Below are 19,368 nucleotides of genomic sequence, written 5' to 3' on the forward strand. Positions count from 1 at the left end.
TCAACTAGTTGTCCTGGGGCTAAAATCGAGTCCATGACCCCCTCCGCTCCCCGTAGCTCCCCCCTCGCCCTGACCGTCCTGGCCCTGCTGCACTACAAGCCGCTGCACCCGTACGGCATTCAGCGGCTCGTCAAGGACTGGGGCAAGGAGCAGGTCGTCAACGTCAGGCAGCGGGCGAGCCTCTACCGCACGATCGAGCGGCTCGACGGGGACGGGCTGATCGCGGTCCGCGAGACCGGGCGCGATCAGCAGTACCCCGAGCGGACCGTCTACGAAGTGACGGGCGCCGGGCGCGAGACCGCCCGTACCTGGCTGGAGGAGATGCTCTCCGCGCCCAAGCAGGAGTTCCCGGAGTTCCCGGCCGCCCTCTCGAATCTCCTGCTGCTCACGGCGCAGGAGGTGGCGGACGTACTGGCGCGCCGGGCCGACGCCCTCGCGGAGAAGCTCGACGGGCTGGAAGCGGCCATGGCCGCGGAGGCGGACCAGGGGCTGCCGCGCATCACGCGCATCGAGACCGAGTACCTGCGGGCCGTGACGGCCGCGGAGCTGGAGTGGGTCCGGGCGGTGGTCGAAGACCTGCGAGCGGACCGGCTCTCGTGGTCGAAGGAGCAGCTGGACGCCCTCGCGCCGGGGCCCGGGCCGGTACAGCAGTGAGCCGGCCCCTGGCTGGACCAGGGACCGGCTCACATGTCGTACGGAGCATGCGGATGGAGAATGCGGACCTCCACCGCGCGCAGGCTCAGGCGGTGCGCCGCAGCAGGGCCAGGTACATCGCGTCCGTGCCGTGCAGGTGCGGCCACAGCTGGACGTCCGGCCCGTCACCGAGGGCCGGTACGCCCTCCATGTAGGGCCTGGCGTCGATCAGTTCGGCCGCGATCGGCTCGTGGCCCGCGCCCCGGCCCTTGAGGACGTCCTCGACCACGACCCGGGTCTCCGCCAGGTGCGGGGAGCAGGTCGCGTAACCCACCACGCCACCGATCCGCACCGCGGACAGGGCCTCGCGCAGCAGCCCGCGCTGGAGCGGGGCGAAGCCCTCCAGGTCCTCCGGGCGGCGGCGCCAGCGGGCCTCGGGGCGACGGCGCAGGGCGCCGAGGCCGGTGCACGGCACGTCCATGAGCACCCGGTCGAAGGAACCCGGCAGCCACGGCGGGCGGGTGCCGTCCGCCGTGATGACCTGGTAGGGGCCGGGGTTCCCGGCCAGTGACTTCTCCACCAGGCGGGCCCGGTGCGGCTGCTTCTCGGAGGCCAGCAGGAAGGCACCGCGCTGCGCCGCGAGCGCGGCGAGCAGCGCCGCCTTGCCGCCCGGTCCGGCGCAGCCGTCGAGCCAGCGGGCATCCCGGCCTTCGACGGGTACGTTCGCCAGCGCCAGCGCGACCAGCTGGCTGCCCTCGTCCTGGACGCCCGCGCGGCCCTCGCGGACCGCTTCCAGCGCGCCCGGCTCGCCGCCCTCGGCCATCCGGACGGCGTACGGCGACCAGCGGCCCGGCAGCGCCGAGTCCTCGCCGACCGCTGCGAGCAGCTCCTCGGCCGTGGACCGGCCGGGACGGGCGACGAGGGTGACCTCGGGGCGCTCGTTGTCGGCTTCGAGGAGGTCCTCGATGCCCGCGCGCCCGCCGCCGAGCGAGTCCCACAGCGCGGAGACGACCCAGCGCGGGTGCGAGTGGACGATCGCGAGGTGGTCCTCGGCGTCCACGTCGTACGGCGGGGCGACCTGCTCCAGCCACGCCTCCATGTCCTTCGCGGCGATCTTGCGCAGGACGGCGTTCACGAACTTGGCGCGTCCGTCACCGAGCACGACCCGGGCCAGCTCCACGCTCGCCGAGACGGCGGCGTGCGAGGGGATCCGGGTGCCGAGCAGCTGGTGCGCGCCGAGCGCGAGCACGTCCAGGACCGGCGGGTCCACCTCGCGCAGCGGCCGGTCGATGCACGCGCCGATGACGGCGTCGTAGGTGCCCTGGCGGCGCAGCGTGCCGTAGACCAGCTCGGTGGCCAGCGCCGCGTCCCGGGCGTCGAAGCTCTCGTCCTTGCGGGCCTTGCGGAGCAGCGGGGGCAGCACCAGGTTCGCGTACGCGGCGCGCTCGTCCACCGCCCGCAGCGCCTCGAAGGCGAGCATCCGGACGGGGTCCTTCTTGGGCCGGCGGTAGGGCTTGGCCTGCTTGCCGCCCGCGGCTGCGGGACGGCGGGGCTGTTCGCTCACGTGAAAGGTGCTCCGGAAGTACGAGAAGAAATGGAGGTGAGGTGAGGTGCGGCGAGGTGCGGTACCGGCTGTACGGATCAGCCTACGTCGGCCCCGCCCAGCCGCTCGCCTGGAGCGATCCGCACCCCGCGCGCCCAGTCCGCCGCCTTCATGGGCTTCTTGCCCTGCGGCTGCACCCAGAGCAGTTCGACGGCGTGCGAGCCGGTCCCGACGTGGACGTTGTTCTTGCCGACGGCCAGTTCCCCGGGCGTGAGGTCCGTCCGGTCGGTGACCAGGGCCATCGAGATGAGCTTGAGCCGTTCTCCGCGGAACACCGTCCACGCGCCCGGCGCGGGCGTGCAGCCGCGTACGACCCGGTCGGCGCGCAGCGCCGGGGCGCTCCAGTCGACCCGCGCGTCCTCGACGGAGATCTTGGGCGCGAGGGAGACGCCCTCGGGCGACTGCTCGACGGCGCGCAGGGTGCCGTCCTCGATGCCGTCCATGGTGGCGGCCAGCAGGCCCGCTCCGGCGAAGGCGAGGCGGGTCAGCAGGTCACCGCTGGTGTCGGTGGGGCGGACGTCCTCGGTGAGGATGCCGAAGACGGGGCCCGCGTCCAGCCCCTCCACGATCTGGAAGGTGGACGCGCCGGTGACCTCGTCCCCGGCCATGACCGCGTGCTGTACCGGCGCGGCTCCGCGCCAGGCGGGCAGCAGCGAGAAGTGCAGGTTGACCCAGCCGTTGCGGGGGATCTCGATGGCGCTCTTGGGGATCAGGGCGCCGTAGGCGACGACCGGGCAGCAGTCCGGGCCGATCTCCCGGAGCCGGGCCTGGAACTCCTCGTCGCGCGGGCGGACCGGCTTGAGGACCTCGATCCCGGCCTCCTCCGCGCGCTCGGCCACCGGGCTCGCGACCAGCCGCCTGCCGCGGCCCGCGGGCGCGTCGGGGCGGGTGATGACGGCGGCCACCTCATGGCGCCCGGAGGCGATCAGGGCGTCCAGGGCGGGTACGGCGACCTCGGGGGTGCCTGCGAAGACGAGCTTCACCGGTGTCTACCTCGCTATCTCGGCTGTCAGCAGCGCACCAGTCTATGGGGCGCCCGGGAAACCCCCCACCGGTGGTCGCCCGGCACCGGGGCGCCACCCACACGGGGGGCGTACGCACACGCGCGCGCCCCTCGCATATGCCGACACGCCCCCACAGCGTGACCAACGCGCCACATGACGCGTTGGTCAAGAGAGATTGACCCGAAGCGGGCCGCGTGTGAACGGTGTATGCGGCCCGATCCGCTCCTCAGCACCGGTTCGAGAGGCTTCTTCATGGCCGACCACGCCACCCACGACGCCCAAGCGCGGGCCAGCCTGCACCTCTTGGTGCGGGACATCGAGCGGGTCCGCCGGCAGGTGGACGCGCTGCGTACGCTCACCGCCCAGCTGGGCAATGTGTACCGGCCGCGCCGCTCCGGCCCCTCCACGGGCTTCGTCGTCTACGGGCGGGCTCCCGCGCCCACCGTCCGCCTCGCACAGGAACTGCGGGACAGCGTCGAGACGCTGGTCACCGCCGCGGTGGACTTCGACCGCTCACTCGGATTCTCGTGGGACGCGGTCGGCTCCGCGCTCGGGGTCACCAAGCAAGCCGTGCACCGGCGGTACGGGGCCCGGCGGGCGCAGGCCGCCGAGGCGGCGGAGCCGTTGGCCGAGGGCTCGGCCACGCGGACCCTCGGGATGCCGCCGATGTCCCCCATGCCGACCATGCCGACCATTCCGGCGGCCCGCTCGGTCCCTCCGCAGCCGCAGCGCGAGGAGCCCGCCGCCGCCGCCGCGTCCCTCCGCCCCCCGGCCTTCCCGGGTCCCCGCAACGGCTGACCCACCCCGCGCAGCCCTCAATCGCCGGGCGGGCTGACAGAGCCCCCCACCACCTCCGGCGCCCCAGCCCCGCCTGCGGCCCTCCATCGCCGGGCGGGCTGAGAAGCCCCCGCGCCACCCCCGGCGGGCCCAAGGCCGCCCACATCCAGCCCCGCCGGCGATTGAGGCGCCCCCGGAGGGCCCACCGAGCCGCAGGCGGCACGCCGCCTCCGGCGGGCCCGAACGCCGGGCAGGCCGGAACGGCCGCGCGAGCGGACACGGCACCGTCAGCCGATGTCCAGCGGGTCGATGCGGACGCGGATCGTGTCCGCGACCGCGACGCCCCGGGCCGTGCGCGCGGCCTGGGCCGCTTTGAGCGCCGCGGCCAGGGCCGCCCCGCTGCCCGGCGGCACACGGACCAGGGCCCGGTCCCCCGGCGACGGTTCCCCCCGCCGCCCCACCAACGGCACCGGCCCCAGGATCTCCGCGTCCCCCGGCAGCCCGGCCCCCGCCAGGAACGCGTCCAGCGCCTCCCGCCGCCCCGCCACCGCGGCCATCCGCGAGACCGGCGGGAAGCCCAGCTGCGCCCGCTCCGCGAGCTCCCGCTGCGCGTGCCCCACGGGATCCCACCGCACCAGCGCCTGCACCGGCCGCAGCGTCGGCTCGGCGACCACGACCACCTGCCCCTCGCCCCGGACCAGCGAGGCCGCCGCGATCCAGCGCCGCAGCGCCTCCTCCCCGGCCCGCAGGTCGGGCCGCGACAGCATGGCCCAGCCGTCGAGCAGCAGCCCGGCCGCGTACCCGGCTCCCTCGGCCACCGGTTCCGCGCCCGGCGTGCACACGATCAGCGCGGGCCGGTCGGGCACCGAGTCCAGTACGTGGTCGCGCCCCGAGGTCCGCACCGGGACCGCCGGGAACGCCCGCCCCAGCTCCTCGGCGGTCCGCCGGGCGCCGACCACCTGGGCCCGCAGCCGGACGGATCCGCACTCCTCGCAGTGCCACGAGGCCTCCTCGCGCCCGCACCACCCGCAGTGCAGCTCCCGCTCGTCGGCGGCCTCCAGCGGCCCCGCGCACGCGCGGCAGCGGGCCGGGGTCCGGCACCGTTCGCACGCGAGCCGCGGCACGTACCCGCGCCGGGGCACCTGGACGAGGACCGGGCCCGTTTTGAGCCCTTCCCGCACGGTCTCCCAGGCCAGGGTCGGCAGCCGCGCGGCCCGCGCGGCCCCGTCCCGGGCGAGCAGTTCGTCGCCCACGGTCCGGATCCGGGGGGCGCATTCCCGTACGCGTTCCCGTTCGGCGGCCAGTGGCCGGGCCCAGCCCGACTCCACCAGCTGGGCGGCCTCCACGGTGCAGCTGGTGGAGCCGACGAGGAAGCCGCAGCCGTCGGTGACCGCGCGCAGTTCGAGCACTTCCCGTACGTGCGGGAAGGGGGCGTGGTCGTCGCTGTGGCTGGAGTCGCCGTCGTCCCAGACCGCCACGAGGCCCAGGTCCCGTACCGGGGCGAACATCGCCGCCCGGGTCCCGATCACGGCCCGTACCGAGCCGCGGTGCACGGCGAGCCACTGCCGGTAGCGCTTCTCGGGGCCGGATTCCGCGGTCAGCAGCGCGTGGTGGCCCTCGCCCAGCAGGGCGGTCAGGGCCGCGTCCACCCGGGCCGCGGTGCGCCCGTCGGGCAGGACGGCCAGGGCGCCGCGCCCGGAGGCGAGGGTGGCGGCCATGGCGCGGGCCAGTTCGTCGGCCCAGCCGGGTCCGGGCAGCGCGGTCCACACGGCGCGCGGGGCGGCGCCGCCCGCGAGGGACCGCAGGAAGGCGGGCCCGGCGGGATAGCGCTGCCAGCCGCCGGGTTCGGGCACGCCCGGCACCGGCAGCGGTTCGGGCGAGGGCTTGGCCTCGGCGCGGGCGTTGCGCGGGGGCAGGGCGAGCTGGAGTACGTCGGCCAGGCTGCCCGCGTACCGGTCGGCGACGGCCCGCGCCAGGGCCAGCATCCGCGGGCCGAGTACGGCCTCGGGCGAGACGACCTGGGCCAGGGCCGCGAGCGGGCCGTTGTAGTCGGTGTCGGCGCGCCGCTCGACGATGAAGCCGTCGATGAGGCCGCCGCCCTCGCGGCGGCCCCCGTGCACCTGGTGGGAGCCCGCGCCGAAGCGGACCCGGACGCGGACCCCGGGCTGCGCGGCCTCCGCGAGGTCCTCCGGGACGGCGTAGTCCCAGAGCTGGTCGAGGTGGAGCACGCCCTTGTTGACCAGGATCCGGGCAACGGGCAGCTCGTCGGCCAGGGAGGCGCCGCGCCAGGTGCGCGGCTTGGCCTTGGGGGCCTTGGCCTTCGCCTCGGCGACCATCTCCCTCATCAGCGCGAGCTGTTCCGGCGCTCCGCCGGTCTCGGGTTCGTTCTGGCTGCTCACACCGGAATTCTCGCCCATGGCACCGACAACACCGGAAATCCCCGCCCGGGACGGCGGCGGCGGGCAGCGGGCAGCGGGCAGGCAACGGCGAACGGCCCCGGACCGTGGGGTCCGGGGCCGTTCGCGGGGCACGTGTGAGGGCTCGACCCCTACAGACCGGCGGCGGCGCGCAGCGCCTCGACGCGGTCGGTGCGCTCCCAGGTGAAGTCCGGCAGCTCGCGGCCGAAGTGGCCGTAGGCGGCGGTCTGGGCGTAGATCGGGCGCAGCAGGTCGAGGTCGCGGATGATCGCGGCCGGACGCAGGTCGAAGACCTGGCCGATCGCGTCCTCGATCTTCTGCACGTCCACCTTGTGCGTGCCGAAGGTCTCGACGAAGAGACCGACGGGCTCGGCCTTGCCGATCGCGTAGGCGACCTGGACCTCGCAGCGCGAGGCCAGACCGGCGGCGACGACGTTCTTGGCGACCCAGCGCATGGCGTAGGCGGCCGAACGGTCGACCTTGGACGGGTCCTTGCCGGAGAAGGCGCCGCCACCGTGACGGGCCATGCCGCCGTAGGTGTCGATGATGATCTTGCGGCCGGTGAGACCGGCGTCGCCCATCGGGCCGCCGATCTCGAAGCGCCCGGTCGGGTTGACCAGCAGGCGGTAGCCCTCGGTGTCCAGCTTGATGCCGTCCTCGACGAGCTGCTTGAGGACGTGCTCGACGACGAACTCGCGGATGTCGGGGGCGAGCAGCGAGTCGAGGTCGATGTCCGAGGCGTGCTGGGAGGACACGACCACCGTGTCGAGGCGGACGGCCTTGTCACCGTCGTACTCGATGGTGACCTGGGTCTTGCCGTCGGGGCGCAGGTACGGGATGGTCCCGTTCTTGCGGACCTCGGACAGGCGGCGCGAGAGCTTGTGCGCGATGTGGATCGGCAGCGGCATCAGCTCGGGCGTCTCGTCGCACGCGTAGCCGAACATCAGGCCCTGGTCGCCCGCGCCCTGCTTGTCCAGCTCGTCCTCGTCGCCCTCGACACGCTTCTCGTACGCCGTGTCGACACCCTGCGCGATGTCCGGGGACTGCGCGCCGATGGACACCGAGACGCCACAGGAGGCGCCGTCGAAGCCCTTCTTCGAGGAGTCGTAGCCGATCTCGAGGATCTTGTCGCGGACGAGCTGCGCGATCGGGGCGTAGGCCTTCGTCGTCACCTCGCCCGCGATGTGCACGAGACCGGTGGTGATGAGGGTCTCCACCGCGACGCGCGAGGTGGGGTCCTCGCGGAGCAGGGCGTCGAGGATGGTGTCGCTGATCTGGTCAGCGATCTTGTCGGGGTGGCCCTCGGTGACGGACTCCGAGGTGAAGAGGCGGCGGGACACATCGCTCCCTGGGGTTGCAGCGGCTGCTGGCTGATCAATTGGCGGAGACACTACCGGGGGCTGCGCCTGGCTGTGCTCCTCGTGCAGTTTATCGGTCGCCACCGGCGGGCGGACCACCCGTCTCGCCTTGTGGAAGCCGTGTGACCTGCGGCACTCCATCTTGTCCCATCGGGCAGCCGGAGAAAAGGTCCGGTTCCTCAGGCGCGTCGAAGCTCGGCGGGGGGCGCGAGCCGGGACGCGACCTGGTCCCAGATGACATCGGACAGGACTTCCTTGGGACCGTAGGGCACAGGGGTTTCTTCCCCGTTGGAGGCCAGGATCACGGCCTCGTTCTCCTCCGAACCGAAGGTCTTGCTCTCGCCGACCTCATTGACCACGAGCAGGTCGCAGCCCTTGCGCCGGAGCTTGGCCCGCCCGTTCGCGAGGACGTCGTCGGTCTCGGCGGCGAAGCCCACGACGATCTGGCCCGGCGAGGAACGCTGTCCGGAAAGCTCCGCCAGGACGTCGGGATTGCGCACCAGGGCGACCGGTTCGGGGTCCTGGCCGTCCTGCTTCTTGATCTTTCCCTCGACGTAGACGGCGGGCCGGAAGTCGGCCACCGCGGCCGCCATGACCACGACGTCCGCGTCGGCGGCCGCCTTGAGCACGGCCTCCCGCAGCTGCAGGGCCGTCCCCACCCGTACGACGTCCACCCCGGCCGGGTCGGCGAGGGCGGCGTTGGCCGCGACCAGGGTCACCCGGGCCCCGCGGGCGACGGCGGTGCGCGCGAGGGCGTACCCCTGCTTGCCCGAGGAGCGGTTGCCGAGGAAGCGGACCGGGTCCAGGGGCTCGCGGGTACCGCCCGCGCTGATCACCACGTGCCGCCCGGCCAGATCGGGCCCGGCCGTCCCGCGGGCCAGGACCCTGCGGCAGACCTCGAAGATCTCCTCCGGATCGGGCAGTCGTCCCTTGCCGGTGTCCTTGCCGGTGAGGCGGCCGACGGCGGGCTCGATGACGACGGCCCCGCGGCGGCGCAGCGTGGCCACGTTCTCCCGGGTGGCGGGATGCTCCCACATCTCCGTGTGCATGGCGGGCGCGAAGACCACCGGGCAGCGGGCGGTGAGCAGGGTGTTCGTGAGCAGGTCGTCGGCGAGGCCGTGGGCGGCCTTGGCGAGCATGTCGGCGGTGGCCGGGGCGACCACGACGAGGTCGGCGTGCTGGCCGATCCGTACGTGGGGCACCTCGTGGACGCTCTCCCACACGCGGGTCGAGGCGGGGTTCCCGGACAGGGCGGCCCAGGTGGCCTCGCCCACGAAGTGCAAGGAGGCCTCGGTCGGCACCACCCGGACCTCGTGTCCGGACTCGGTCAGGCGGCGCAGCAGCTCGCAGGCCTTGTACGCGGCGATCCCACCGCTGACTCCGAGTACGACCTTCGGCTTGTCCACTGCTTCTCCCTCGTCCGTCGTCGTCGCGTCATCGTCGACGCACCCGTGACATGACACACCACAGGCCCGGCAGTCGGTCTACCGGGCCTGTGGGGCAAAAATCAGATGTCGCGTTCCGCCTAGGTGGCCGGGGCCTCGATGGCCTCGGAGGTCAGCAGACCCGCGTTGATCTCGCGCAGCGCGATCGAGAGGGGCTTCTCGTGGACGTGGGTGTCGACGAGCGGGCCCACGTACTCCAGGAGGCCCTCACCGAGCTGCGAGTAGTACGCGTTGATCTGACGGGCACGCTTGGCCGCGTAGATGACGAGGCTGTACTTCGAGTCGGTGGCCTCGAGCAGCTCGTCGATCGGCGGGTTGATGATGCCCTCGGGCGCAGACATGGAAGAGGACACGCTCTACCTTCCGAAGATGGGTATTGATCGAACAACGATCAAACAACTTCCATCAAGGCTAGCAGCTCGCGAGCTACATCCTCGACGGAGGTATTGACAAGGGTGGTGTCGAACTCGGATTCGGCCGCGAGTTCGATCTTCGCGACGGCCAGGCGCCGCTCGATGACCTCGGCCGACTCGGTTCCGCGGCCGGTGAGCCTGCGGACGAGCTCCTCCCAGCTGGGCGGAGCCAGGAAGACCAGCTGGGCCTCGGCCATCGACTCGCGGACGAGCCGGGCGCCCTGAAGGTCGATCTCCAGCAGGACCGGCTCGCCGTTGTCAAGGCGTTCCAGCACCGCGCCGCGCGGTGTGCCGTAGCGGTTGCCCGCGAACTCGGCCCACTCCAGCAGCTCGCCATTGGCGATCAGCTTGTCGAACTCGTCGTCGGTGACGAAGAAGTAATGGACTCCGTGACGCTCACCGGGCCGCGGCTTGCGGGTGGTGGCCGACACCGAGAGCCATACCTCGGGGTGAACCTTGCGCATATGCGCGACGACCGTGCTCTTGCCGACCCCTGAGGGGCCGGAGAGCACGGTCAGCCGCGGACGAACCTCTGCTGCCATAAAGCGATTATCCAGGCTCTCAGCACTGCCTGAGAACACCGGGAGAACTTCGGGTGACGCGTCAGGCGTCACTACCGCCGAACTCGCGCTCCAGGGAAGCGATCTGGTTGGAACCGAGACCCCGAACACGTCGGGACTCGGAGATGCCGAGGCGCTCCATGAGCTGCTTGGCGCGGACCTTGCCCACGCCGGGCAGGGACTCCAGAAGAGCGGAGACCTTCATCTTGCCGATGACGTCGTTCTTCTGTCCCTGCGCGATGACCTCGTGCAGGGACGCACCGGAGTGCTTGAGTCGATTCTTCACCTCGGCCCGCTCCCGGCGAGCCGCGGCGGCCTTTTCGAGCGCGGCTGCGCGCTGTTCAGGGGTAAGGGGCGGAAGAGCCACGCCTACGTCACCTCGGATGTCGAACTGTCGGATACGGACCGGTGGGGAACACAAGGGACCTCACCAGGCGAGCCCCACGAACGACGGTCCAGCAGGTCCGCCGTTCGCTCACTCTGGTCGGAGACTAGCGGCCAAGGCCGCTCCAGTCAGCGAGAACGGACGAAAAGTCCTGGTCAGCCTCCACTGAACCGTACATCACGGACAAAACACCCCGGTTTTGTCCGGCGGATGCCGTACGAATGAGACGGGTGGTCCGCGGAACGGGCCCCGCGGCGGTCGGCGCGGTGCGGGTGCGGGGTGGTCGCCCGGCGGTGGGGGCACGAACGGCGGCGCGCGGACGGCGGGCCCGGTACGGCCGCGGCGCCCGCGCTCCCCGGGGGGGGGGCCGCGGCCGCCGCGGGGACGGGTGGGCCGGGATCAGGCCGAGGAGACCGCCTTGCGGATCTCGTCGGCGAAGTCGCGCGCCGAGGCGCGCAGCGCGGCCGCGTCCGGGCCGTGTCGCAGGACACCGCGCGAGACGTTCGGTACGACGTTGCGCACGGCGGCGCCGAAGACCGCCGGGAGGTCGGCGGCGGTGGCGCCCTGAGCGCCGATGCCGGGGGCGAGCAGCGGGCCGTTGATGTCCAGGTCGAAGGAGGACAGGTCGCCCAGGGTGGCGCCGACGACGGCTCCGAAGGAGCCCATCGGTTCGGCGCCCGCGTTCTCGGCGGCGAGGTGCGCCAGCATGGTCGCGCCGATGCTCCGGCCGTCCTCGCGGACCGCGCGCTGGACCTCGGCGCCCTCCGGGTTGGAGGTGAGGGCCAGCACGAACAGGCCCGCGCCCGATTCCCGGGCCAGGTCCACGGCGGGCCGCAGCGAGCCGTAGCCGAGGTACGGGGAGACGGTCAGCGCGTCGGAGAAGAGCGGCGAGGCCGGGTCGAGGAAGGTCTGCGCGTAGGCCGCCATCGTCGAGCCGATGTCCCCGCGCTTGGCGTCCATGACGACCAGCGTGCCCGCGGCGCGCGCGTCCGCGACGGTCCGCTCCAGCACCGCGATGCCCCGGGAGCCGAAGCGTTCGAAGAAGGCGGCCTGCGGCTTGAAGACGGCCACCTGGTCGGCCAGGGCCTCCACCACGGTCCGGGAGAACCGCTCCAGGCCCGCGATGTCGTCCTCCAGGCCCCAGGAGGCCAGCAGGGCGGCGTGCGGGTCGATGCCGACGCACAGCGGGCCGCGGGAGTCCATGGCCTCGCGCAGGCGGGTTCCGAAGGGGGTCACGGTCACTGGGCTGCCTTTCGGGTTTCGGCGCCGACGGCCTCGGCGAGGGTCGCGTACGGGCTGTTGGCCAGGCGCGCGGCCAGGCCCTTGTGGAGGGCGCGGGCGTAGCCGGGGCCCTCGTAGATGAAGGCGCTGTAGCCCTGCACCAGCGTGGCACCGGCCAGGATGCGCTGCCAGGCGTCCTCGGCGTTCTCGATGCCGCCGACGCCCACCAGGACCATCCGGTCGCCCACGCGGGCGTACAGGCGGCGCAGGACCTCCAGGGAGCGTTCCTTGACCGGGGCGCCGGACAGTCCGCCGGTCTCCTCGACCAGCTCGGGCGCGGACTTCAGGCCGAGGCCCTCGCGGGCGATGGTGGTGTTGGTGGCGATGATGCCGTCCAGGCCCAGTTCCAGGGCGAGGTCGGCGACCGCGTCCACGTCCTCGTCGGCGAGGTCGGGGGCGATCTTGACCAGGAGGGGCACGCGGCGGCCGGTCACGGTGCGGTCCGCGGCGTCCCGTACGGCCGTCAGGAGCGGCCGGAGCGACTCCGTGGCCTGGAGGTTGCGCAGGCCGGGGGTGTTCGGCGAGGAGACGTTCACGACGAGGTAGTCGGCGTGGCGGGCGAGGCGCTCGGTGGAGGCGACGTAGTCCCCTACGGCTTCCTCCTCGGGTACGAGCTTCGTCTTGCCGATGTTCACGCCGACGACCGTGCTGAAGACCGGGCGGCGGGTCGCGAGGCGTTCGGCGACGACCGCGGAGCCCTCGTTGTTGAAGCCCATGCGGTTGATCAGGGCGCGGTCCGGGACGAGCCGGAAGAGGCGCTTCTTGGGGTTGCCGGGCTGCGGCTCGGCGGTGACCGTGCCGATCTCGACGTGGTCGAAGCCGAGCATCGACATGCCGTCGATGGCGACGGCGTTCTTGTCGAAGCCCGCGGCGAGGCCGAAGGGACCGTGCATCCGCAAACCGAGCGCCTCGGTGCGCAGCTCCTTGTAGCGGGGGGCGAGGGCGGCCGCGACGAAGGTGCGCAGGACCGGCGTACGGGCGGCGAGGCGGATCCACCGGAAGGCCGTGTAGTGGGCCCGCTCGGGGTCCATCCGCTTGAAGACCAGGTTGAAGAAGAGCTTGTACATCGTCAGTCGAATCCTCGTGCGCTCATGAAGAGGGGGACACCCGTCGCTCGCGCGAATTCGGTGTCCCCCTCCCCTGGACGGGCTGCTAGTCGCGGGCGGCGGTCAGCTGCTCCGCGTGCTCCTGGAGCGAGCGGACGCCCACGTCACCGCGGTTGAGTGCGTCGATGCCCTGGACGGCGGCGGCGAGCGCCTGGACCGTGGTCAGGCACGGGACGCCGCGCGCCACGGCCGCCGTACGGATCTCGTAGCCGTCGAGGCGGCCGCCGGTGCCGTACGGGGTGTTGACGATGAGGTCGACCTCACCGTCGTGGATGAGCTGGACGACGGTCCTCTCGCCGTTCGGGCCCTCGCCCTCGCTGAGCTTGCGCACCACGGTGGCGTTGATGCCGTTGCGGCGGAGCACCTCGGCGGTGCCGGAGGTGGCCATCAGCTCGAAGCCGTGGGCGACCAGCTCGCGGGCCGGGAAGATCATCGAGCGCTTGTCGCGGTTGGCGACAGAGATGAAGGCGCGGCCCTTGGTGGGCAGCGGGCCGTAGGCGCCCGCCTGCGACTTGGCGTAGGCCGTGCCGAAGACGGAGTCGATGCCCATGACCTCGCCGGTGGAGCGCATCTCCGGGCCGAGGACGGTGTCCACGCCGCGGCCGTGGATGTCGCGGAAGCGCGACCACGGCATGACGGCCTCCTTGACGGAGATCGGCGCGTCGAGCGGCAGGGTGCCGCCGTCGCCGTTCCTCGGCAGCAGGCCCTCGGCGCGCAGTTCGGCGATGGTGGCGCCGAGCGAGATGCGCGCGGCGGCCTTCGCGAGCGGGACCGCGGTCGCCTTCGAGGTGAAGGGGACGGTGCGGGAGGCGCGCGGGTTGGCCTCCAGGACGTAGAGGATGTCACCCGCCATCGCGAACTGGATGTTGATCAGGCCGCGGACCCCGACGCCCTTGGCGATGGCCTCGGTGGAGACCCGCAGGCGCTTGATGTCGTAGCCGCCGAGGGTGATCGGGGGCAGGGCGCAGGCCGAGTCGCCGGAGTGGATGCCGGCTTCCTCGATGTGCTCCATGACGCCGCCGAGGTACAGCTCGGTGCCGTCGTAGAGGGCGTCGACGTCGATCTCGATGGCGTCGTCGAGGAAGCGGTCGACCAGGACCGGCCGGGTGGGGCTGATCTCGGTGGACTCGGCGATGTAGGACTCCAGCCGGGTCTCGTCGTAGACGATCTCCATGCCACGGCCGCCGAGCACGTACGAGGGGCGTACGAGGACCGGGTAGCCGATCTCGTCGGCGATGGCCTTGGCTCCGACGAAGGTGGTGGCGGTGCCGTGCTTGGGGGCCGGCAGGCCCGCGTCCGCGAGGACCTGGCCGAAGGCGCCGCGGTCCTCGGCGGCGTGGATCGCCTCGGGCGGGGTGCCGACGACGGGGACGCCGTTGTCCTTCAGCGCCTGGGCCAGACCGAGCGGGGTCTGGCCGCCGAGCTGGACGATGACACCGGCGATCGGGCCCGCGAGGGACTCGGCGTGCACGATCTCCAGCACGTCTTCGAGCGTCAGCGGCTCGAAGTACAGGCGGTCGGAGGTGTCGTAGTCCGTCGAGACGGTCTCGGGGTTGCAGTTGACCATCACGGTCTCGTAGCCCGCGTCGCTGAGCGCGAAGGAGGCGTGGACGCAGGAGTAGTCGAACTCGATGCCCTGGCCGATGCGGTTCGGGCCGGAGCCCAGGATGATCACCGCGGGCTTGGTGCGCGGGGCGACCTCGGACTCCTCGTCGTAGGACGAGTAGAAGTACGGGGTCTTCGCGGCGAACTCGGCGGCGCAGGTGTCGACCGTCTTGTAGACCGGGCGGACGCCGAGGGCGTGCCGGACCTCGCGGACGACGTCCTCGCGCAGGCCGCGGATCTCGGCGATCTGGACGTCGGAGAAGCCGTGGCGCTTGGCCTCGGCGAGCAGCTCGGGGTCGAGCTTGTCGGCGGCGGCCAGGCCGTCGGCGATCTCCTTGATGAGGAACATCTGGTCGACGAACCAGGGGTCGATCTTCGTGGACTCGAAGACCTCCTCCTGGGTGGCGCCCGCCCGGATGGCCTGCATGACGGTGTTGATGCGGCCGTCGGTCGGGCGGGCCGCGGCGTGCAGCAGCTCTTCCTTCGACATGGACGCGGTCGGGTCGCCGACGAAGCTGAACTGCGAACCCTTTTTCTCCAGCGAGCGCAGGGCCTTCTGGAGGGCCTCGGTGAAGTTGCGGCCGATCGCCATGGCCTCGCCCACCGACTTCATGGTGGTGGTGAGGGTGGAGTCGGCGTGCGGGAACTTCTCGAAAGCGAAGCGCGGGGCCTTGACGACGACGTAGTCGAGGGACGGCTCGAAGGAGGCCGGGGTCTTCTCGGTGATGTCGTTGGGGACCTCGTCGAGCGTGTAGCCGATGGCCAGCTTGGCGGCGATCTTGGCGATCGGGAAGCCGGTGGCCTTCGACGCGAGCGCCGAGGAGCGGGAGACGCGCGGGTTCATCTCGATGACGATGATCCGGCCGTCGGTGGGGTCGATGGCGAACTGGATGTTGCAGCCGCCGGTGTCGACGCCGACCTCGCGGATGATCGCGATGCCGATGTCGCGCAGCCGCTGGTACTCGCGGTCGGTCAGGGTCATCGACGGGGCGACGGTGATCGAGTCGCCGGTGTGGACGCCCATCGGGTCGAAGTTCTCGATGGAGCAGACCACGACGACATTGTCCTTCGTGTCGCGCATCAGCTCCAGCTCGTACTCCTTCCAGCCGAGGATGGACTCCTCCAGGAGCACCTCGGTGGTCGGGGAGAGCATGAGGCCCTGGCCCGCGATGCGGCGCAGCTCGTCCTCGTCGTGGGCGAAGCCGGAACCGGCGCCGCCCATGGTGAAGGAGGGGCGGACGACGACGGGGTAGCCGCCGAGGGTGTCGACCCCGCCGATGACGTCGTCCATCGTGTGGCAGATGACCGAGCGGGCGGACTCGCCGTAGCCGATCTTGGCCTTGACGGCCTCGACGACGCCCTTGAAGAGTTCGCGGTCCTCGCCCTTGTTGATGGCCTCGACGTTGGCGCCGATCAGCTCGACGCCGTACTTCTCCAGGACGCCCTGCTCGTGCATGGAGATCGCGGTGTTGAGCGCGGTCTGGCCGCCGAGGGTCGGGAGCAGCGCGTCGGGGCGCTCCTTGGCGATGATCTTCTCGACGAACTCGGGGGTGATCGGCTCGACGTAGGTGGCGTCGGCGATCTCCGGGTCGGTCATGATCGTCGCCGGGTTGGAGTTCACCAGGATGACGCGCAGGCCCTCGGCCTTGAGGATGCGGCAGGCCTGGGTTCCGGAGTAGTCGAATTCGGCGGCCTGGCCGATGACGATCGGGCCGGAGCCGATGACCAGGACGGACTGGATATCGGTGCGCTTAGGCACGCTCGGCCTCCATCTGGGCGGTGCTCATCAAAGAAACGAAGCGGTCGAAGAGGTACGCGGCGTCGTGCGGGCCCGCGGCCGCCTCGGGGTGGTACTGGACGGAGAAGGCGGGCTGGTCGAGCAGCCGCAGGCCTTCGACGACCTGATCGTTCAGGCAGACGTGGGAGACCTCGGCGCGCCCGTAGGCGGTGTCCGAGACCTTGTCGAGGGGCGCGTCCACGGCGAAGCCGTGGTTGTGCGCGGTGATCTCGACCTTGCCGGTGGTGCGGTCCTGCACCGGCTGGTTGATGCCGCGGTGGCCGTACTTCAGCTTGTAGGTGCCGAAGCCCAGCGCGCGGCCCAGGATCTGGTTGCCGAAGCAGATGCCGAAGAGCGGGGTCTTGCGCTCCAGCACGCCCTGCATGACGGCGACGGGGCCGTCGGCGGTGGCCGGGTCGCCCGGGCCGTTGGAGAAGAACACGCCGTCGGGGTTGACCGCGTACACGTCCTCGATGGTGGCGGTGGCGGGCAGCACGTGCACCTCGATGCCGCGCTCGGCCATCCGGTGCGGGGTCATGCCCTTGATGCCGAGGTCGACGGCGGCCACGGTGAACTTCTTCTCACCGATGGCGGGGACGACGTACGTCTCCTTGGTGGCGACCTCGGCGGAGAGGTTCGCGCCCTTCATCCGCGGGGCGTCCTGGACGCGGGCGAGCAGCGCCGCGTCGTCGGCGATCGAGGCGCCGGAGAAGATGCCGACGCGCATGGCGCCGCGCTCGCGCAGGTGGCGGGTCAGGGCGCGGGTGTCGATGCCGGAGATGCCGACGACGCCCTGCGTGACGAGCTCCTCGTCCAGCGAGCGCCGGGAGCGCCAGTTGGAGGGGACGCGGGCGGGGTCGCGTACGACGTATCCGGCGACCCAGATCCGCGAGGACTCGGGGTCGTCGTCGTTGACGCCGGTGTTGCCCACGTGCGGGGCGGTCATCACAACGACCTGGCGGTGGTACGACGGGTCGGTCAGCGTCTCCTGGTAGCCGGTCATGCCGGTGGAGAACACGGCTTCGCCGAAGGTCTCCCCCACGGCCCCGTAGGCGCGCCCGCGGAAGATGCGGCCGTCCTCCAGGACGAGTACGGCGGGAGCTTTGGCTGCTCCCCTGGTGGAGGTCGTCATCGTGCGGCGCCTTCCGTCGGGATGGATGAGTTCTGTGGAACAAGTGCGGTGACCGCGTCGACCCAGGCGGCGTGTTCGGCCGACCGGTCGGAGCGGAATCCGGAGTCGATCAGCTTGTCGCCGTGCGCCCAGGTGACGACGAGCAGACCGCCCTCGGTCAGTACCTTGCCCGCGATCCCCTTGTCGAGGCGGGCGCCGCGCAGCCGCGCGGCCGGTACGAAGAAGTCGGTGGCACCCGGACGGACCACGTCGAGGCCCGTGTCGGTGAGCGTCAGCTCGACCCGGCTGCGGATGCCGAGGCCGTGGGCGACGATCCGGTCGAGCCACTGCCCGGCGGTCGTGGAGCCGTGGTAGCGGCCGGTCAGGGCCAGCCGGTGTTCGGGGAGGCCGCTTGGAGCCGTGGGCAGCGCGGGCAGATCGTTCTGCAGCGCGCCGCGCCACTTCCAGCCCTGCCGCATCAGCCAGTACACGAACGCGATGAAGACGAGCAGACCGAGGACCCACGCGATGCGGGCGTCCCAGTCGGTCACCTCCGCCGACTGTCGTCCGGCGGCCTGTGCGGCCAGTTGGATTACTGCAGGTGTCACGCCAGTTTCCCGTCCACGACCGTTGCCCGGCCCCGCAGGAAGGTGTGAGTGACGCGTCCCGGAAGCTCACGGCCCTGGTAGGGCGTGTTGCGGCTGCGGGAGGCGAAATGTGCGGGGTCCACGACACCACGGTACGAGGTATCGACCAAGGTCAGGTTCGCGGGTTCACCTGCCGAGACGGCGCGGCCGTGGTGGTCCAGGCCGCCGATGCGCGCGGGGCTGAAGGACATCCGGTCGGCGACGCCCGCCCAGTCGAGCAGTCCGGTCTCCACCATCGTCTGCTGGACGACGGAGAGCGCGGTCTCCAGGCCCACCATGCCCATGGCGGCGGCGGCCCACTCGCAGTCCTTGTCCTCGTGCGGGTGCGGGGCGTGGTCGGTGGCGACGATGTCGATCGTGCCGTCGGCGAGCGCCTCGCGCAGGGCCATCACGTCGCGCTCGGTGCGCAGCGGCGGGTTGACCTTGTAGACGGGGTTGTACGAGCGGACCAGCTCGTCGGTGAGGAGGAGGTGGTGCGGGGTGACCTCGGCGGTGACGTCGATGCCGCGGGACTTGGCCCAGCGGACGATCTCGACGGAGCCCGCGGTGGAGAGGTGGCAGATGTGCACCCGGGATCCGACGTGCTCGGCGAGGAGCACGTCACGGGCGATGACCGACTCCTCGGCGACGGCGGGCCAGCCGCCCAGGCCCAGCTCGGCGGAGACGACGCCCTCGTTCATCTGGGCGCCCTCGGTGAGGCGGGGCTCCTGGGCGTGCTGGGCGACGACGCCGCCGAAGGCCTTCACGTACTCCAGGGCGCGCCGCATGATCACGGCGTCGTCGACGCACTTGCCGTCGTCGGAGAAGACGGTGACGCGGGCGGCGGAGTCGTGCATGGCGCCCAGCTCGGCGAGCTTCTTGCCCTCCAGGCCGACGGTGACGGCGCCGATGGGCTGCACGTCGCAGTAGCCGGATTCCTTGCCGAGACGCCAGACCTGCTCGACGACACCGGCGGTGTCGGCGACCGGGAAGGTGTTCGCCATCGCGAAGACGGCGGTGTAGCCGCCGCTGGCGGCGGCGCGGGTTCCGGTGAGGACGGTCTCGGAGTCCTCGCGGCCGGGCTCGCGCAGGTGGGTGTGCAGGTCGACCAGGCCGGGCAGCAGGACCTGGCCGTCGGCCTCGATCACGGTCGCGTCGCCGGCTTCGATGCCGCTGCCGACGGCGGCGATGGTCTCGCCGTCGATCAGGACGTCCTGAGCCTCGCCACCGAGTACCTTCGCCCCACGGATAAGGATCTTGCTCATCT

The 19,368-nt window shown here is 72.0% G+C and carries 16 protein-coding genes; 2 read left to right on the forward strand and 14 right to left on the reverse strand.

All coding sequences use genetic code 11. From position 1 onward, the window contains the following. Nucleotides 1-33 precede the first annotated feature (33 nt). Nucleotides 34-654 carry a PadR family transcriptional regulator gene (locus QMF80_RS09220; protein WP_283451411.1) on the forward strand — a complete coding sequence of 207 codons (621 nt, stop codon included), beginning with the start codon at nt 34-36 and terminating at the stop codon, nt 652-654. An 85-nt stretch (nt 655-739) separates the two neighbouring features. Here the strand turns inward: QMF80_RS09220 and QMF80_RS09225 are convergent, their stop codons facing one another. Further along, nucleotides 740-2,197, reverse strand: a complete 1,458-nt coding sequence (locus QMF80_RS09225) for an RsmB/NOP family class I SAM-dependent RNA methyltransferase (RefSeq protein ID WP_283451414.1) — start codon at nt 2,195-2,197, stop codon at nt 740-742. A 77-nt stretch (nt 2,198-2,274) separates the two neighbouring features. Beyond that, entirely contained in the window at nt 2,275-3,219 is a 945-nt protein-coding gene (gene fmt / locus QMF80_RS09230) for a methionyl-tRNA formyltransferase (RefSeq protein WP_283451416.1), read from the reverse strand. 273 nt (nt 3,220-3,492) lie between these two features. Here fmt and QMF80_RS09235 point away from each other — a divergent pair, with 273 nt between their 5' ends. Further along, nucleotides 3,493-4,038, forward strand: a complete 546-nt coding sequence (locus QMF80_RS09235; RefSeq protein ID WP_283451417.1) for a hypothetical protein — start codon at nt 3,493-3,495, stop codon at nt 4,036-4,038. A gap of 266 nt (nt 4,039-4,304) precedes the next feature. Here the strand turns inward: QMF80_RS09235 and QMF80_RS09240 are convergent, their stop codons facing one another. The 12 genes from QMF80_RS09240 to QMF80_RS09295 all read right to left on the reverse strand — a co-directional run bounded on the left by QMF80_RS09240 (nt 4,305) and on the right by QMF80_RS09295 (nt 19,366). Further along, complete coding sequence (locus tag QMF80_RS09240) at nt 4,305-6,434, reverse strand: primosomal protein N' (protein ID WP_283451419.1); 2,130 nt, start codon at nt 6,432-6,434, stop codon at nt 4,305-4,307. A gap of 131 nt (nt 6,435-6,565) precedes the next feature. Further along, on the reverse strand, nt 6,566-7,774 hold the full coding sequence (metK, locus tag QMF80_RS09245) for a methionine adenosyltransferase (RefSeq protein ID WP_283451421.1): 1,209 nt from the start codon (nt 7,772-7,774) through the stop codon (nt 6,566-6,568). Nucleotides 7,775-7,971: 197 nt separating this feature from the next. Next, nucleotides 7,972-9,198: a bifunctional phosphopantothenoylcysteine decarboxylase/phosphopantothenate--cysteine ligase CoaBC gene (gene coaBC, locus QMF80_RS09250; RefSeq protein ID WP_283451423.1), complete on the reverse strand. Its 1,227-nt coding sequence runs from the start codon at nt 9,196-9,198 to the stop codon at nt 7,972-7,974. Between the two features lie 119 nt (nt 9,199-9,317). Further along, nucleotides 9,318-9,590 (reverse strand): DNA-directed RNA polymerase subunit omega, encoded by a 273-nt coding sequence (gene rpoZ, locus QMF80_RS09255; RefSeq protein WP_283451425.1) that lies wholly within the window; start codon nt 9,588-9,590, stop codon nt 9,318-9,320. Nucleotides 9,591-9,628: 38 nt separating this feature from the next. Continuing rightward, nucleotides 9,629-10,192 carry a guanylate kinase gene (gene gmk, locus QMF80_RS09260; protein WP_283451427.1) on the reverse strand — a complete coding sequence of 188 codons (564 nt, stop codon included), beginning with the start codon at nt 10,190-10,192 and terminating at the stop codon, nt 9,629-9,631. A 61-nt stretch (nt 10,193-10,253) separates the two neighbouring features. Then, nucleotides 10,254-10,577 (reverse strand): integration host factor, encoded by a 324-nt coding sequence (locus QMF80_RS09265; RefSeq protein ID WP_283451429.1) that lies wholly within the window; start codon nt 10,575-10,577, stop codon nt 10,254-10,256. 417 nt (nt 10,578-10,994) lie between these two features. Next, nucleotides 10,995-11,831 (reverse strand): orotidine-5'-phosphate decarboxylase, encoded by an 837-nt coding sequence (pyrF, locus tag QMF80_RS09270; RefSeq protein WP_502962807.1) that lies wholly within the window; start codon nt 11,829-11,831, stop codon nt 10,995-10,997. 2 nt (nt 11,832-11,833) lie between these two features. Further along, nucleotides 11,834-12,943, reverse strand: coding sequence for a quinone-dependent dihydroorotate dehydrogenase (locus QMF80_RS09275; protein ID WP_283451433.1), 1,110 nt, complete (start codon nt 12,941-12,943; stop codon nt 11,834-11,836). An 85-nt stretch (nt 12,944-13,028) separates the two neighbouring features. Next, nucleotides 13,029-16,346 carry a carbamoyl-phosphate synthase large subunit gene (gene carB / locus QMF80_RS09280; RefSeq protein WP_283451435.1) on the reverse strand — a complete coding sequence of 1,106 codons (3,318 nt, stop codon included), beginning with the start codon at nt 16,344-16,346 and terminating at the stop codon, nt 13,029-13,031. Continuing rightward, the gene (carA, locus tag QMF80_RS09285) at nt 16,339-17,496 is read right to left on the reverse strand and encodes a glutamine-hydrolyzing carbamoyl-phosphate synthase small subunit (protein ID WP_283451437.1); all 1,158 of its coding nucleotides are present in this window, start codon (nt 17,494-17,496) and stop codon (nt 16,339-16,341) included. Before carA ends, carB begins: the two co-directional genes overlap by 8 nt. After that, the gene (locus QMF80_RS09290) at nt 17,493-18,083 is read right to left on the reverse strand and encodes a PH-like domain-containing protein (RefSeq protein ID WP_283451439.1); all 591 of its coding nucleotides are present in this window, start codon (nt 18,081-18,083) and stop codon (nt 17,493-17,495) included. Before QMF80_RS09290 ends, carA begins: the two co-directional genes overlap by 4 nt. Then, nucleotides 18,080-19,366, reverse strand: a complete 1,287-nt coding sequence (locus QMF80_RS09295; RefSeq protein ID WP_283451441.1) for a dihydroorotase — start codon at nt 19,364-19,366, stop codon at nt 18,080-18,082. Before QMF80_RS09295 ends, QMF80_RS09290 begins: the two co-directional genes overlap by 4 nt. Nucleotides 19,367-19,368 lie beyond the last annotated feature (2 nt).

The sequence above is a fragment of the Streptomyces sp. G-G2 genome (assembly GCF_030063135.1).
GTDB lineage: Bacteria > Actinomycetota > Actinomycetes > Streptomycetales > Streptomycetaceae > Streptomyces.

Coding starts and splice junctions, on each gene's coding strand:
- QMF80_RS09220 (WP_283451411.1), top strand. CDS start 34: ATGACCCCCTCCGCTCCCCGTAGCTCCCCCCTCGCCCTGACCGTCCTG.
- QMF80_RS09235 (WP_283451417.1), top strand. CDS start 3,493: ATGGCCGACCACGCCACCCACGACGCCCAAGCGCGGGCCAGCCTGCAC.
- QMF80_RS09240 (WP_283451419.1), bottom strand. CDS start 6,434: ATGGGCGAGAATTCCGGTGTGAGCAGCCAGAACGAACCCGAGACCGGC.
- gmk (WP_283451427.1), bottom strand. CDS start 10,192: ATGGCAGCAGAGGTTCGTCCGCGGCTGACCGTGCTCTCCGGCCCCTCA.
- QMF80_RS09275 (WP_283451433.1), bottom strand. CDS start 12,943: ATGTACAAGCTCTTCTTCAACCTGGTCTTCAAGCGGATGGACCCCGAG.
- carA (WP_283451437.1), bottom strand. CDS start 17,496: ATGACGACCTCCACCAGGGGAGCAGCCAAAGCTCCCGCCGTACTCGTC.
- QMF80_RS09295 (WP_283451441.1), bottom strand. CDS start 19,366: ATGAGCAAGATCCTTATCCGTGGGGCGAAGGTACTCGGTGGCGAGGCT.